This window comes from Pseudomonas sp. TH21 (assembly GCF_016651025.1).
Taxonomy (GTDB): Bacteria; Pseudomonadota; Gammaproteobacteria; order Pseudomonadales; family Pseudomonadaceae; genus Aquipseudomonas; species Aquipseudomonas aylmerensis.
The window spans coordinates 5,040,723-5,053,900 of record NZ_JAEKEQ010000001.1; the positions used below are offsets into that span (position 1 = coordinate 5,040,723).

The 13,178-nt window shown below is 60.7% G+C and carries 13 protein-coding genes; 2 read left to right on the forward strand and 11 right to left on the reverse strand.

Translation table 11 applies throughout. The features are described from left to right. The first annotated feature begins 94 nt into the window (after positions 1 to 94). Positions 95 to 1,066, forward strand: coding sequence for a magnesium and cobalt transport protein CorA (locus JFU04_RS22180; protein WP_065909380.1), 972 nt, complete (start codon positions 95 to 97; stop codon positions 1,064 to 1,066). Here the strand turns inward: JFU04_RS22180 and JFU04_RS22185 are convergent. From JFU04_RS22185 to JFU04_RS22195, 3 genes are all read right to left on the reverse strand, one after another. After that, the gene (locus tag JFU04_RS22185) at positions 1,063 to 1,788 is read right to left on the reverse strand and encodes an amidotransferase (RefSeq protein WP_201145719.1); all 726 of its coding nucleotides are present in this window, start codon (positions 1,786 to 1,788) and stop codon (positions 1,063 to 1,065) included. The two genes, JFU04_RS22180 and JFU04_RS22185, sit on opposite strands and share 4 nt — an antisense overlap. 94 nt (positions 1,789 to 1,882) lie before the next feature. Next, positions 1,883 to 4,027 carry a 3-hydroxyacyl-CoA dehydrogenase NAD-binding domain-containing protein gene (locus JFU04_RS22190; RefSeq protein ID WP_201145720.1) on the reverse strand — a complete coding sequence of 715 codons (2,145 nt, stop codon included), beginning with the start codon at positions 4,025 to 4,027 and terminating at the stop codon, positions 1,883 to 1,885. A 16-nt stretch (positions 4,028 to 4,043) separates the two neighbouring features. Then, the gene (locus tag JFU04_RS22195; protein ID WP_201145721.1) at positions 4,044 to 5,249 is read right to left on the reverse strand and encodes an acetyl-CoA C-acetyltransferase; all 1,206 of its coding nucleotides are present in this window, start codon (positions 5,247 to 5,249) and stop codon (positions 4,044 to 4,046) included. A gap of 649 nt (positions 5,250 to 5,898) precedes the next feature. Here JFU04_RS22195 and JFU04_RS22200 point away from each other — a divergent pair. After that, positions 5,899 to 6,705 carry a c-type cytochrome gene (locus JFU04_RS22200; RefSeq protein ID WP_201146438.1) on the forward strand — a complete coding sequence of 269 codons (807 nt, stop codon included), beginning with the start codon at positions 5,899 to 5,901 and terminating at the stop codon, positions 6,703 to 6,705. Between the two features lie 318 nt (positions 6,706 to 7,023). Here the strand turns inward: JFU04_RS22200 and JFU04_RS22205 are convergent, their stop codons facing one another. The 8 genes from JFU04_RS22205 to JFU04_RS22240 all read right to left on the reverse strand — a co-directional run bounded on the left by JFU04_RS22205 (position 7,024) and on the right by JFU04_RS22240 (position 13,080). Beyond that, positions 7,024 to 7,827 (reverse strand): transglutaminase family protein, encoded by an 804-nt coding sequence (locus JFU04_RS22205; protein ID WP_065909371.1) that lies wholly within the window; start codon positions 7,825 to 7,827, stop codon positions 7,024 to 7,026. After that, complete coding sequence (locus tag JFU04_RS22210) at positions 7,824 to 8,774, reverse strand: alpha-E domain-containing protein (RefSeq protein WP_065909369.1); 951 nt, start codon at positions 8,772 to 8,774, stop codon at positions 7,824 to 7,826. The genes JFU04_RS22205 and JFU04_RS22210 overlap by 4 nt, the downstream gene beginning before the upstream one ends. A 3-nt stretch (positions 8,775 to 8,777) precedes the next feature. Then, entirely contained in the window at positions 8,778 to 10,187 is a 1,410-nt protein-coding gene (locus JFU04_RS22215) for a circularly permuted type 2 ATP-grasp protein (protein WP_120449513.1), read from the reverse strand. 442 nt (positions 10,188 to 10,629) lie between these two features. Beyond that, positions 10,630 to 10,971, reverse strand: a complete 342-nt coding sequence (locus JFU04_RS22220) for a ribonuclease E inhibitor RraB (protein WP_015885395.1) — start codon at positions 10,969 to 10,971, stop codon at positions 10,630 to 10,632. 213 nt (positions 10,972 to 11,184) lie between these two features. Further along, positions 11,185 to 11,421, reverse strand: a complete 237-nt coding sequence (locus JFU04_RS22225) for a hypothetical protein (RefSeq protein WP_065909365.1) — start codon at positions 11,419 to 11,421, stop codon at positions 11,185 to 11,187. Positions 11,422 to 11,524: 103 nt separating this feature from the next. Beyond that, a complete protein-coding gene (locus JFU04_RS22230) occupies positions 11,525 to 12,130 on the reverse strand; it encodes an START domain-containing protein (protein WP_065909364.1) in 606 nt (201 codons plus the stop codon). A 41-nt stretch (positions 12,131 to 12,171) separates the two neighbouring features. After that, a complete protein-coding gene (locus tag JFU04_RS22235; protein ID WP_065909363.1) occupies positions 12,172 to 12,426 on the reverse strand; it encodes a YkgJ family cysteine cluster protein in 255 nt (84 codons plus the stop codon). 162 nt (positions 12,427 to 12,588) lie between these two features. After that, on the reverse strand, positions 12,589 to 13,080 hold the full coding sequence (locus tag JFU04_RS22240; protein ID WP_120449515.1) for a translation initiation factor 2: 492 nt from the start codon (positions 13,078 to 13,080) through the stop codon (positions 12,589 to 12,591). Positions 13,081 to 13,178 lie beyond the last annotated feature (98 nt).

Consider the following 13,178-nt stretch of genomic DNA (forward strand, 5'->3'; position numbering starts at 1 on the left):
GATAAAAATGCACGCTGCGCCAACGGCCACAAGGGAACGCCATTCAGGCTAAGCTGCCCAACACCTGTCCTCCCAATAAGAAGTGATCAGTATCATGGGTAGAGTTGTTGCGGCCGCTGTCTACAGCGCCGGAAAGAAAGTCACTGACATCACTCTCGACGAAGGCGCGGCCTGGGCCGCCAAACCCGACCACTTTGTGTGGATCGGCCTGGAAGAACCCAGCGCACAGGAGCTGGCCAACCTGCAACGCCAGTTCAACCTGCATGAATTGGCCATCGAAGACGCCCTGGAAAAACACAGCCGCCCCAAGCTGGAAACCTTCGGCGATGCGCTGTTTATCGTCACTTATTCACCGGTGCGCGACAACGGCAAGCTGGAGTTTATCGAGACACATATTTTTGCCGGCAACGGCTACATCATTACCGCACGCAACGGCCACTCGGCATCCTACGGCTATGTGCGCCAGCGCTGTGAGGCGCGGCCGCTGTTGCTGGAGCATGGCGAAGATTTCGTCCTCTATGCGCTGCTCGATTTCGTCACCGAGAACTACCAGCCCGTGAGCGAGGCGATCCATGCCGAGATCGATGAGCTGGAGCGCAATGTGCTGTGCAACTCCCTCAGTGAAGTCGATATCCAGAACCTCCACGGCCTGCGCCGCGACGTGCTGCGGCTCAAGCGCTACGTGGCGCCGATGGTGGAGATCAGCCAGGAGCTGCAGAAGCTGAGCTTCCCGTTTATCGACAAGAATATGCGCCCGTATTTTCGTGATGTGCAAATCCACGTGACGCGGCAGATGGAAGATCTCACCACCCTGCGCGACATCGCCAGCCAAACCATTGAAATCGGGGTGTTGCTGGAGGCGTCGCGCCAGAGCGTGGTGCAGCGCAAGTTCGCCGCGTGGGCGGCGATTCTCGCGTTCCCCACCGCGGTGGCGGGGATTTACGGGATGAACTTCCAGAACATGCCCGAGCTGCAATGGCACTACGGCTATTTTGCCGTGCTCGGATTTATCGCGGTGGGCTGTACCAGCCTGTGGGCCAGTTTCAAGCGCTCGGGCTGGCTTTAAACCCGGGCCTCGGGCTTGTGCGCCACGAAGCGCATCATCCATTCCGCCACGGTCACGCCGTGGTGGTCACGCTCCAGGCTGGACACACCGTTGGTGTAGACCTTTTCGCCCAGGGTCGTCTGAAGAATCTCCAGCAATTCGCGGGAATAGTCGTGGATAAACTCCGGGTGGCCTTGGAAGCACAGCACCTGGTCACCGATGTGGTACGCGGCGAACGGGCAAAAATCGCTGGAGGCAATGACCGTGGCGTTGTCCGGCAGCGTGGTGACCTGGTCCTGGTGGCTGATCAATAGCGTCAGCTCTTCCACTTCAGGGCTCATCCACGGCGCCTTGGCATCGAGTTTGTAGTCGTGGATGCCCATGCCCCAACCCTGGCCGGCACGCTCGGTCTTGCCGCCCAGCAGCAGCGCCAGCAATTGGTGGCCGAAGCAAATGCCGAGCAACTTGTCGCCACGCTCGTAGCGTTCGAGCAGGTACGTCTTGAGGGTCTGGATCCACGGGTCGGTACCGAAGGAGTCGGCCTTGCTGCCGGTCACCAGATAGGCGTCAAACACTTCACCGTCCGCGGGGTATTCGCCCTGCACCACGTTGTACACGACGAACTCGGCGGGAATCGGCTGCTTGGAGAACAGGCGCTTGAACATCTGCCCGTACCCTTGGTATTGATCGATCAAGCCTGGACGCAGGATATCGGTTTCCAGGATACAGACGCGTAGCGACATAAAAAATACCTGACACGGTGATGGGAATAATGCACACCCCAGAGCCTGCCTTGAAATACCCTGACAAGGCAAGCCCCGCGCATACCCAAAACCGTCAGAACGTCGCGTTCTGTGCCGCTTTCTCCAGCAACAACGCCGGCGGCGAGAACCGCTCGCCATATTGCTCGGCCAGATAACGGGCGCGGGCGACAAAGTCGTTCAGGCCGTACTGGTTGATAAACTGCAACGCGCCACCGCTCCAGGCCGCAAAGCCGATGCCGAAAATCGATCCGATGTTGGCGTCGGCGGTGGACAGCAACACGCCCTCCTCCACGCAACGCACGGTTTCGATAGCCTGGATAAACAGCAAACGGTCGCGTACATCCTGTGCCGAAATCCGTTGCCCGGGCTGTTCAAAGCGGCTTTTCAATTCCGGCCAGAGATACTTCTGCCCGCCCGCCGGGTACTCGTAAAAGCCGCCCCCCGCCGCTTTGCCCACGCGCTTGTACTCGTTCACCAACAGGTCAATCACCACCGTCGCCGGATGGCTCGGCACGCTTTTACCTTCCGCCTGCAGATCCTTGGCCGCCTGCTGTCGGATATGGCTCATCAAGCTGAGAGACACTTCGTCAGACACCGCCAACGGCCCCACCGGCATCCCCGCCTTGCGCGCCTCGGTCTCGATCATGGCGGCGGCCACCCCTTCGCCGAGCATGGCAATGCCTTCATTCGTGAAAGTGCCGAACACCCGCGAGGTGAAAAAGCCGCGACTGTCGTTGACCACAATCGGGGTCTTCTTGATCTGCAGTACGAAATCGAACCCCCGGGCCAGGGTTTCGTCCGAGGTGTGCGCGCCCTTGATGATTTCTACCAGGGGCATCTTGTCCACCGGGCTGAAGAAATGCAGGCCGACAAACTTGCCTGGGTCGGGCACCGCCGTGGCCAGGCCGCTGATGGGCAAGGTCGAGGTGTTGGAGGCGATCACCGCTTCGGCACCGACCACCTGTTGCGCAGCCGCAGAGACCCTGGCCTTGAGTTCGCGGTCTTCGAACACGGCTTCGATAATCAGGTCGCAACCAGCCAGGTCGGCGTCATCCTGCGTAGGATGAATGCGCGCGAGGGTGCTTTCGCGCTGATCCGGGGTCAGTTGCCCACGGCTGACCTTCTTGTCCAATAACGCCGCCGAGTGCGCCTTGCCCGTGTCGGCCGCCGCCTGGTTGATGTCCTTGAGCACCACCTCAATGCCGGCGCAGGCACTGACATAGGCAATGCCTGCGCCCATCATCCCGGCGCCGAGCACGCCGACTTTGCGCGTCACATAAGGCGCAAAGCCCTCGGGTCGGGAACGACCGGCGTTGATCTCATTGAGCTGGAACCAGAAGGTGCCGATCATGTTTTTCGCCACCTGCCCGGTGACCAGCTCGGTGAAATAGCGGGTTTCGATCAGGTGCGCGGTGTCGAAATCCACTTGGGCGCCCTCGACGGCGGCGCAGAGGATTTTCTCCGGCGCCGGGAAGCAGCCCTGGGTCTTGCTGCGCAAAATCGACGGCGCTATTGCCAGCATCTGCGCAACCTTGGGGTTCGACGGCGTGCCGCCTGGAAGCTGATAACCCTTGGTGTCCCACGGCTGCCTGGCCTCTGGATTAGCCAGAATCCACGCGCGGGATTTGGCCAGCAGCTCATCGCGGTTCAGCGCCAGCGCCTGGATCAAACCAGCCTGCAACGCCTGTTGTGGGCGGACTTTCTTGCCTTCCAGCAGATACGGCAGGGCTTTTTCCAGGCCGAGCATGCGCACCATGCGCACCACCCCGCCGCCGCCCGGCAGCAGGCCGAGGGTCACCTCCGGCAAGCCGAGCTGCACCGATTTGTCATCCAGCGCGACGCGGTAGTGGCACGCCAGGCAAATCTCCCAGCCGCCGCCCAACGCGGCGCCATTGATCGCGGCGACCAGCGGTTTGCCCAGGGTTTCCAGGCGTCGCAGTTGCGCCTTCAGCACCCGCACGCCGTCGTAGAAATCCTTGGCGTGGGCCTTGTCGACCTTGATCAGTTCATTGAGGTCACCGCCGGCAAAAAAGGTTTTCTTTGCCGAGGTGATGATCACGCCGGCAATCTGCTCCTTTTCCGCTTCCAGGCGCGTGACGGTGGCCGCCATGGCCTCGCGATACACGCCGTTCATGGTGTTGGCACTCTGGCCGGGCATGTCGAGGGTCAGCACCACGATCTGGTCCTGGCCTTTTTCGTAACGAATGGCTTCGGTCATGACAAATTCCTTCGGCTCAGAGGCGTTCGATAATGGTGGCGATGCCCATGCCACCGCCCACGCACAGGGTGGCCAGGCCGTAACGTTGCTGGCGCGCCTCCAGTTCGTCGAGCAGGGTGCCGAGGATCGCGCAACCGGTGGCGCCCAGCGGATGGCCCATGGCGATGGAGCCGCCGTTGACGTTGACCCGCGCGGGGTCGATGCGCATGTCCTTGATGAACTTGAGCACGACAGACGCAAACGCTTCGTTGACTTCAAACAGGTCGATGTCTTCAACGCGCAAACCCGCCTTGGCGAGGGCCTTGCGGGTAGCCGGCGCCGGGCCGGTGAGCATGATGGTCGGATCGGTGCTGGTCACCGCCGTGGCGACGATTCGCGCCCGCGGTTGCAGGCCCAGCTCGCGCCCCTTGGCCTCGGAGCCGATCAACATCAGCGCAGCGCCGTCGACAATCCCGGAGCTATTGCCCGGCGTGTGCACATGGTGAATGCGTTCTACATGGCTGTAGACCCGCAGCGCGGTGGCGTCGAAGCCCATCTGGCCCATCATTTCGAAGCTCGGCTTGAGCTTGCCGAGGCCTTCGAGGGTGGAGTCACCGCGGATAAATTCATCCTGGTCGAGCAGCACAATGCCGTTCTGGTCCTGCACCGCGATCAGCGACTTGCTGAATGAACCGTCGGCGCGCGCCCTGGCTGCTTTCTGCTGGGACTGCAGGGCAAAGGTATCGACGTCCTCGCGCGTGAAGCCCTCGAGGGTGGCAATCAGGTCGGCGCCGATGCCCTGGGGCGTGAAGTGGCTGTGCATATTGGTGTGCGGATCGAGTACCCAGGCGCCGCCATCACTGCCCATCGGCACGCGGGACATGGATTCGACGCCGCCGACCACCACCAGGTCCTCAAAGCCGGAACGCACTTTCATCGCGCCGAGGTTGACCGCTTCCAGGCCCGAGGCGCAGAAGCGGTTGATCTGAACGCCGGCGACGCTGACGGCCCAGTCCGCGACGAGCGCGGCGGTCTTGGCGATGTCCGCGCCCTGGTCCCCCACGGGCGTGACGCAGCCGAGCACGATGTCATCCACCTGGTGCGTGTCGAGGTCGCTGCGTTGCGCCAGCGCTCTCAGCAGACCGGCCACCAAGTCGACCGGCTTGACACTGTACAAGGCACCATCGGCCTTGCCTTTGCCCCGGGGCGTGCGTATCGCATCAAAGATCAAAGCTTGGGTCATGACATCCTCGAACCGCTGTGCATGTGTGCCCCTACCTTAGGCCCGATTGACACGGTTTCAATGACGGATGCGCTCATTGCTTTTGACCACCACGCTCGGACGAACGGTAGGCTTACGCGCGTATTGCTTGATTAATCGTTTTAGCTGTCTAGCCAAGGCATTGGCGCCAAGATGGCGATAGGCCTCATAGCGTTTTAAGCTGAAATCCTGATTAGCTGATATTAAATGGATCTAAGCCACGCAGAACGAGGGCTCTAAGGTTCAATCAGTAGGAAGTTGCTGCCGGGTTTTGCTGGAGCAACTGTAAGAAAAGCGACACGTCATAACGGCATAGTAGATTTTACCGGCACGCATTTGACGCTCAGGAATAACAACAAAAGGCAGTCAGCCATGTTCAAACATTCGAAAGTACGTCAGGCGGGACTCATTCTTTTCGCCACCACACTGATTCTGATCCTGCCCAACCTGACCAAGGTCATTGGGTGACCACTCACTCGCCACATTCCGTGCATACACAGCACCAGGACTGCAGTTTTTGGCAGCACCTGCCGGGACATTGCGTATAGCGGTCCTGTTGCAGGCGCTGCCGTTTTGCGTGCGAATTTGCGCTATCGTGAGCCCCATCGTCCCCTCGCATCGGGCTTATCCGTTGAAATTCATCCTCGCCCTTCTCGCCTTGTTCATTGCCGTACCTGCCACGGCAGCCTCGTTGAGCATCGAACTCGACCACACGCGCAAGACCTGGCAGACCACCGACCTGCTCAAGCATCCGGACGCGCAGACCGTGCAGATCGTCGATGACGTTTCCTACAAGCGCAATATGACTTATCGCGCGGTACCGCTGGCCGTGCTCCTACCGGGTCTCACGCCCGAAGCTCATCTGCAAGCCGTCGCCCTGGATGGATTTGCCGCCGAACTGGCGGCGGCGCCGTTGCTGCAAACCCGCGGCGCCCGCGCCTGGCTGGCCGTGGAGGACCCGGCTCACCCCTGGCCCGCGCTGGCCGACGGCAAGCCGAGTGCGGGGCCGTTCTACCTGGTGTGGACCGATCCGCAAGCTGGGCATATCAGCCCTGAGCAGTGGCCGTTCCAGATTTCCACGATCAAACAGTTGAAGACGGTGGCCGAGCGCTTCCCCGCGCTGTTGCCCGACCCGGCGCTGGCCGCCAATGACCCGGTCAATCAGGGCCTCGCGTTGTTCCAGAAAAACTGCCTGGCCTGTCATCGCCTCAATGGCGCCGGCGATGCGCAGGTGGGGCCGGACCTGAATATTCCCTACAACCCCACCGAGTATTTCGGCGCCGACTTCCTCAAACGTTATATCCGCGACCCGCAGAGCCTGCGGCATTGGCCACAGGCAAAAATGCCAGCATTCGCCGCCAGCGTGTTACCAGACAGCGAGTTGGATTTATTGGTGGGTTATTTGAAGCATATGGCGGGGCGTAAGCAGCAGCCGTGAATGCTGGGTGATGGGTAGGTGGGCTTGTTCTGGCAACTGAGATTGTTGTGTCTACCGGGCTTGTTGTGGCGAGCGGGCTTGCCCCGCGTTGGGCTGCGCAGCAGCCCCGATAAAGCAGAATGCATTGTGTCAGGCACTCCTCAGTGCAGGGTTTTAGGGCTGCTGCGCAGCCCAACGCGGGGCAAGCCCGCTCACCACAACAAGCCGCTTGCCAGAACAAGCCCACTCACCACAACAGGCCCGCTTGCCACAACAAGCCCGCCTGCCACAACAAGCCCGCTCACCACAAACCTCAGCAGTTGCCCTTCGAGCAGTCGTTTACTGCTGCTGGACGGAAATCACCGGCGTCGGCGCAACGAACACCTTGGCATGCATCTGCTCATGCCCGCCGCCACGGCGCATGCCGCGTACCGGGCAGGCGTCGAGGTAGTCCAGGCCGACCGCGAGTTTCAAGTGCCGCTCCGGCCGGGCCAGTTGGTTGGTCACATCAAAGCTGTACCAGGCGTCATCCAGCCAGGCTTCGGCCCAGGCGTGGCTGGCCAGGTGCGCGGTGTCTTCGGTGTACAAATATCCAGACACATAACGCGCAGGAATCCCCAGGCTGCGCGCGCAGGCCAGGAACGCGTGGGTGTGGTCCTGACACACACCCGCATGCCCTGCAAAGGCCTGGGCGGCGCAGGTGTCGACTTCGGTGGAGCCCGGCGTGTAGACCATCGACTGGTGCAGGGCGTGCATCAGGTCGATCAGCGCCGTGCGATCGCGGCGCTGATGGCAATGCTGTTGGGCAAAACCGCGCAAGGCCTCGTCGGGCTCGGTCAGGCGCGTGCAACGCAGGAATGGGAAAGCCGACTGGCTCTCGTGTTCGGCCTCGCGCAGTTCGTCGATATCCACCTGGCCACGGGCGCCGATGATGATGGCGTCGTGGGGTTCGTCCAGGGTCAGCACATGCAGGATGTTGCCGAACGGGTCCACCTGCGCACGCACTGGACGTGGCAGGTCCAACTGCCAGCTGAGCACATGCTGGCGCTCGCTGTCGTGGGGCGTGAGGCGCAGGTACTGGATGCTGTTGCGCACCTGGTCTTCATAGCGGTAGGTGGTTTCGTGGCTGATGGAGAGTCTCATGCGGCCTCCAGGTAGGAACTGTAGATGGCGTCGCCGAGTTGGCGGACCAGGGGAATAAAGTCGGTCAGCCAGGCGTGCAGGCCTTCCTCGAGAATCTCATCGATAGCGGTAAAGCGCAGGCGCGCGTCCATTTCGGCGGCCAGGCGCTGGGCCGGGCGGCCGTTGAGGCCGGGCAGGCTGGCGAGGATCTGGTCGATCTCTTCGCTGCAGGCGCGCAGCGAACGCGGGACATCGGCGCGCAACAGCAACAGTTCCGCGACTTGTCGCGCGCCGGGGGCGTCGCGGTAAATCTCGGTGTAGGCCTCGAACGACGACAACGCGCGCAGCAAGGCACTCCATTGATAGTAGGCGTGGGCCGTGCCGTCGGTGACAGCTTCGGCGCGGTCGCCGGCCATTTCATAGCGTGCATCGAGCAGGCGCAGGGTGTTGTCGGCACGCTCGATAAACGTCCCCAGGCGAATAAACCGGAAGGCATCGTTGCGCATGATGGTGCCGTAGGTCGCCCCGCGAAACAGGTGGGAGCGCTCCTTGACCCATTCGCAGAACCGGCTCATGCCGTAGCGGCTCAAGCCCTGCTGGGCGATATCACGAATATCCAGCCAGGTCGCGTTGATGTTTTCCCACATGTCCGCAGTAATTCGCCCACGCACGGCATGGGCGCTGGCCCGCGCGGCGCCGAGGCAACTGTAGATGCTCGCCGGGTTGGCCGCGTCGAGGGCGAAGAAATGCAGCAGGTGTTCGGCGTGCAGTTCGCCATGACGCTCGCGGTAATCTTCCAGCGTGCCGGTGATCAACAGCGGCATGGCCAATTCATGCAGGCCATCGCCGCGCCCATCCTGGGGCATCAACGACAGCGAATAGCTGACATCGAGCATGCGCGCGAGGTTTTCCGCACGCTCCAGGTAGCGCGACATCCAGTACAAATCCGAGGCAGTTCTACTCAACATAATTCAATCCTCGACCACCCAGGTGTCTTTGGTGCCGCCGCCCTGGGACGAGTTGACCACCAGCGACCCTTCGCGCAACGCCACGCGGGTCAGCCCGCCAGGCACCACGCGGGTTTCCTTGCCGGACAGCACGAATGGGCGCAGGTCGATATGACGCGGGGCGATGCCGTTGTCGACGAAGGTCGGGCAGGTGGACAAACACAGGGTAGGCTGGGCGATATAGGCGTGGGGCTTGGCCTTGATGCGTGCGCGAAAGGCTTCGATTTCAGCCGCCGTCGAAGCCGGGCCGACCAGCATGCCGTAGCCGCCGGAACCTTGGGTTTCCTTGACCACCAGGTCCGGCAGGTTGGCCAGCACGTGGGATAATTCGTCGGGCTTACGGCATTGGAAGGTAGGCACGTTCTGCAGGATGGGTTCCTCATCCAGGTAGAAACGGATCATCTCGGGGACGAAGGGATACACCGACTTGTCATCCGCCACTCCGGTGCCAATCGCGTTGGCCAGCACCACATTGCCCAAGCGATACGCGGCGAGCAGGCCGGGCACGCCGAGCATGGAGTCCGGGTTGAACGCCAGCGGGTCGAGGAACGCATCGTCGAGGCGGCGATAGATCACATCGACGGCCTTGGGGCCGTCGGTGGTGCGCATGAACACCCGGTCATCACGCACGAACAGGTCGGCGCCCTCCACCAGCTCCACCCCCATTTCGCGGGCCAGGAAAGCGTGTTCAAAGAACGCGCTGTTGAAGCGGCCCGGGGTCAGCACCACCACACTGGGGTTATCCAGGGGGCTGGAGCTTTTCAGGGTATCGAGCAGCAGGTTGGGGTAATGATCGATGGGCGCGATGCGCTGGGCGGCGAACAGTTCGGGGAACAGGCGCATCATCATCTTGCGGTCTTCGAGCATGTAGCTGACGCCGCTCGGTGTCCGCAAGTTGTCTTCGAGAACGTAGTAAGTGCCGTCGCCGTCGCGTACGAGGTCGACCCCGGAGATGTGGGAATACAGGTCGCGGTGCAGGTTCAGCCCCTGCATCGCCAGTTGATATTGCTCGTTGGCCAGCACCTGCTCGGCGGGGATGATGCCGGCCTTGATGATGCGTTGCTCGTGGTACAGGTCGGCGAGAAACATGTTCAGCGCCTTGACCCGCTGGATGCAGCCGCGCTCGACCATCCGCCATTCGCTGGCGGGAATACTGCGCGGGATGGTGTCGAAGGGAATCAGGCGCTCGGTGCCCTGCTCGTCGCCGTACAAGGTGAAGGTGATCCCGGCGCGGTGAAACAGCAAATCGGCTTCGCGCCGGCGTTGGGCCAGCAGTTCAACAGGGGTATCAGCCAACCAGCGGGCGAACTCGCGGTAATGGGGGCGAACCTGCCCTGCCCCGTCGTACATTTCGTCGTAATAAGTGCGGATCATGCCGAACTCCTTGTCACCCGGACGCTTGAACCTTCGCAAGGCCCGTGCCAGCGGCATAAACACTTAAAAATCAGTGCGTTGAATAACCAAAGGGATCTGCTCGCACCGTCCTGGTGCGCAGAATGCCCCGCGCACAGGCGCACGCTTCATCGCAATGCGCGCTTTGGCTATCAACAGCATAGTCAGAGTTGATTTCACTGCCCGGTCGCGCTTGCGGATAATCGCAACCATCTGCTGAACAGCATGAGTACTACCGCTTCAGCGCAACGCTCTTCCCTTTAGGCCACCCTGCTCGGGTGGCTTTTTTTTGGCTGGAGAAATGCTGTGTAGGTGCGGTGATAGTGAGGTTGGCGACGATGCCGAACCGGACAGCGATTAGGGCTGGCCACAAACAAAATCGGCCGACCCGAAGGTCAGCCGATACGCTGTGTTTCTCATACTGCTACATGGGTAACCCACGCACCTCCTGCTTGACGCCCCATCCCTCGATAATGCCGCCCAGAGGCTCGACTACCGCCTCGAAGTCCTGCTCGAAGTCTCCTATGCCGTCGTAGGTTGCAAACATGATTTTGCTCAGTTCCAGGTACCAGGCGCCATCGTCGCGCGCGCTGACCTGGGCATTCAGGGATTCCCCACGAAATTCACCCGCAGCCCTGCGCGCCCGTTCCTCATCCGGGAATATGGCGTAGAACTCAATGGGGTGGAAACGCGAGAAGTCGAAGCCGCCTTCTTTCATGCGGCGCAGAACGTTGGTGCTGATGTCTTCTTGATAGGCTGTGCTCATGAAAAGTGCTCCTCGAATTGATGGATAGACTTTCCGTGCTTCCCGAAGCCCACGCCGTACTGGCGTGGGAGCTACGGCAAAAACATCACCGCTGGAAAACAAGCATGTAGCTGACAAGACCAGACCTTAGCGATTCGTTCGCTGATCTCACTTGCAGAGTAGCGCGAAGCTATCACCTCCACCAGAGGCGCTTTAAGTGTGTACAGGGAATATTCAGGCGGCGGGAGAGATGTCGAGGATCTGGATACTGTTCTGGTCTTTGAGGATCTTGACCGTAGGCTCAGGCTTGCGGCCCTCCAGGTCATTGAGGTCCAGTTCAGCGGCGATGGGCACCAGTTTGTTGCGAATCATGTGTGCCGCATCTTCGAGGCTGGGCTTCTGATCGCAGGTGAACTGCTCGACGGACTGAACGCCGTGATCATCAACGAAGGTAATCTGCCACTTTTGCATCGGTGCCTCCTCGATAAAACCCGTGTGTGGGCTTACCACTATCTGGACCTTGAGGGTTCGCCAAACGTTCCACTCAAGTCAGGAGGCACCAGATCAACTGCGCTTATTTTTCAGCGTGTTCTTTCAAGGCTTTCAAGGTGTTGAACGGCGCGTCCACCACAAACTTGTTGGCCAACCACGAAGGCACGCTGCCACCTGGCTCGGTGTGCACCTGGTAAGTGACTTCGGTCTGGTTGTCGCCTTTTGGCACGAGTTTCCAGAAGCCATCGACCTGGGCAACCCGTACGTAGCCTTTTTCTTCAGGCTTGTAAGTCGGGACGCCCTCGAGCTTACGGGTCAGCGTGCCGTCGGCCGCCTTGGTCGTGGTGATATGCAGGTAGGAATCCCGGTCCGTCACGGGGAACGGGGCCTTGAATTGGGTGTAGGTCCAGCTCTCGTCGCCTTTCTTGTCGACCAGCTTCTGGGACTTGCACTCGTGGATCCAGGCACAGGCACCGGCCACGTCTTCCTGCAGGGCGACGATTTTGGCCACAGGTGCCTTGATCACGGTCACACCGCGATAGGCCTTGTACTTGGAGCCGGCAATTTCGCTCAGGGACACTTTGATTCCGTCTTCGTCCTTGGCGACTTGCCAATCCTCAGCCTGGGCAGTGGCAGCAAACACCAGCGTAAAACCGCACAACACAGCCATTCGTTTCAGCGAACCCATTGTTGTATTCCTTATTGTTGAAGTTCCGATAGTAAAGCCCATCAAGCCGCCGTCATCTGCTCCCACCAGCCGATCAACCGGATTGCATCGGCCTGGTCGGTGCCGCAGACCTCGATATCGGCCTTGAAATCACTGCACACCGCCGGGCGTTCCGGCCGGCCGAACAGCTGGCATAGCTGTTCGACAGACAGGTGCAGGCAGCGTTCGCCGGCCGGTTTGCCGTGTGGCATGCCCGGTAATGGCGAACTGATGGAGGGGGCGATGCAGCACGCGCCACAGCCTTCACGGCATTTCATGACCAAAAGGTCCTCGACGACTCAATGTGGATGGCCGGGCTAGAGTACGCCCTTAAACAGCCGTTTTAAAATGGTCTAACAGGGGTTTTTCGCAGAAAACAAAAGTGACTGACCAGTCTGCGACAGATGGTCGAGGGGTGACGTCACGTTAAGGCGAAAAGTTTATTGCTTGAACTCGAACTCCAACGCCGCGCCTTCAACATCGCGGCGCTCTTCGTTGCGCAGTTGCAGTTTCATTTCATTGCTGAGCAGGCGCCCGTTGATCTGGAAGGCACTGTTGTCAGTGGGCTTGTCACCAAACATCGGCGGCAGCAGCGGTACGCTTTTGGGCTTGGGCATGGTGCCCAGGGGCTGCAGGTGCCGGACCATGTCCGTAGGCAGTGTCAGGTCCAACTGTGCCGGTGCCAGTTGGGTCTGGGCCACTTCGCGGGCCGATTTTGACTTGCTCGCTACCGGTGCACGCTTTTTCACCGTGGCGGCTTTTTTCTTGGTCGCGGCGGCTTTCTGCGCCGGTGCCGGTTTTTTTGCAGGCGTTTTCTGCTGGTTGCTGGCGGCGGGCTGGGCGTCAGTCACAGGCGTTGCCGCCAGCACCGGGCTGACGTTACACAGGCTTAACAGGCCAATCACCAAAGCAGCACGAACAATTGAGGTCATATCGCCTACAGCATTAACGGCAGAGGGCCATATGCTCGCTTGTTGTGCGCGGCATGACAAGCGCGGTGATTAGCCAGCTATCGGAGTTGTCCCCAATA

Bases quoted from the DNA above. Each gene is read 5' to 3' on its own strand.
- JFU04_RS22180 (WP_065909380.1), top strand. From the start codon at position 95: ATGGGTAGAGTTGTTGCGGCCGCTGTCTACAGCGCCGGAAAGAAAGTC.
- JFU04_RS22185 (WP_201145719.1), bottom strand. From the start codon at position 1,788: ATGTCGCTACGCGTCTGTATCCTGGAAACCGATATCCTGCGTCCAGGC.
- JFU04_RS22190 (WP_201145720.1), bottom strand. From the start codon at position 4,027: ATGACCGAAGCCATTCGTTACGAAAAAGGCCAGGACCAGATCGTGGTG.
- JFU04_RS22195 (WP_201145721.1), bottom strand. From the start codon at position 5,249: ATGACCCAAGCTTTGATCTTTGATGCGATACGCACGCCCCGGGGCAAA.
- JFU04_RS22205 (WP_065909371.1), bottom strand. From the start codon at position 7,827: ATGAGACTCTCCATCAGCCACGAAACCACCTACCGCTATGAAGACCAG.
- JFU04_RS22210 (WP_065909369.1), bottom strand. From the start codon at position 8,774: ATGTTGAGTAGAACTGCCTCGGATTTGTACTGGATGTCGCGCTACCTG.
- JFU04_RS22215 (WP_120449513.1), bottom strand. From the start codon at position 10,187: ATGATCCGCACTTATTACGACGAAATGTACGACGGGGCAGGGCAGGTT.
- JFU04_RS22220 (WP_015885395.1), bottom strand. From the start codon at position 10,971: ATGAGCACAGCCTATCAAGAAGACATCAGCACCAACGTTCTGCGCCGC.
- JFU04_RS22225 (WP_065909365.1), bottom strand. From the start codon at position 11,421: ATGCAAAAGTGGCAGATTACCTTCGTTGATGATCACGGCGTTCAGTCC.
- JFU04_RS22230 (WP_065909364.1), bottom strand. From the start codon at position 12,130: ATGGGTTCGCTGAAACGAATGGCTGTGTTGTGCGGTTTTACGCTGGTG.
- JFU04_RS22235 (WP_065909363.1), bottom strand. From the start codon at position 12,426: ATGAAATGCCGTGAAGGCTGTGGCGCGTGCTGCATCGCCCCCTCCATC.
- JFU04_RS22240 (WP_120449515.1), bottom strand. From the start codon at position 13,080: ATGACCTCAATTGTTCGTGCTGCTTTGGTGATTGGCCTGTTAAGCCTG.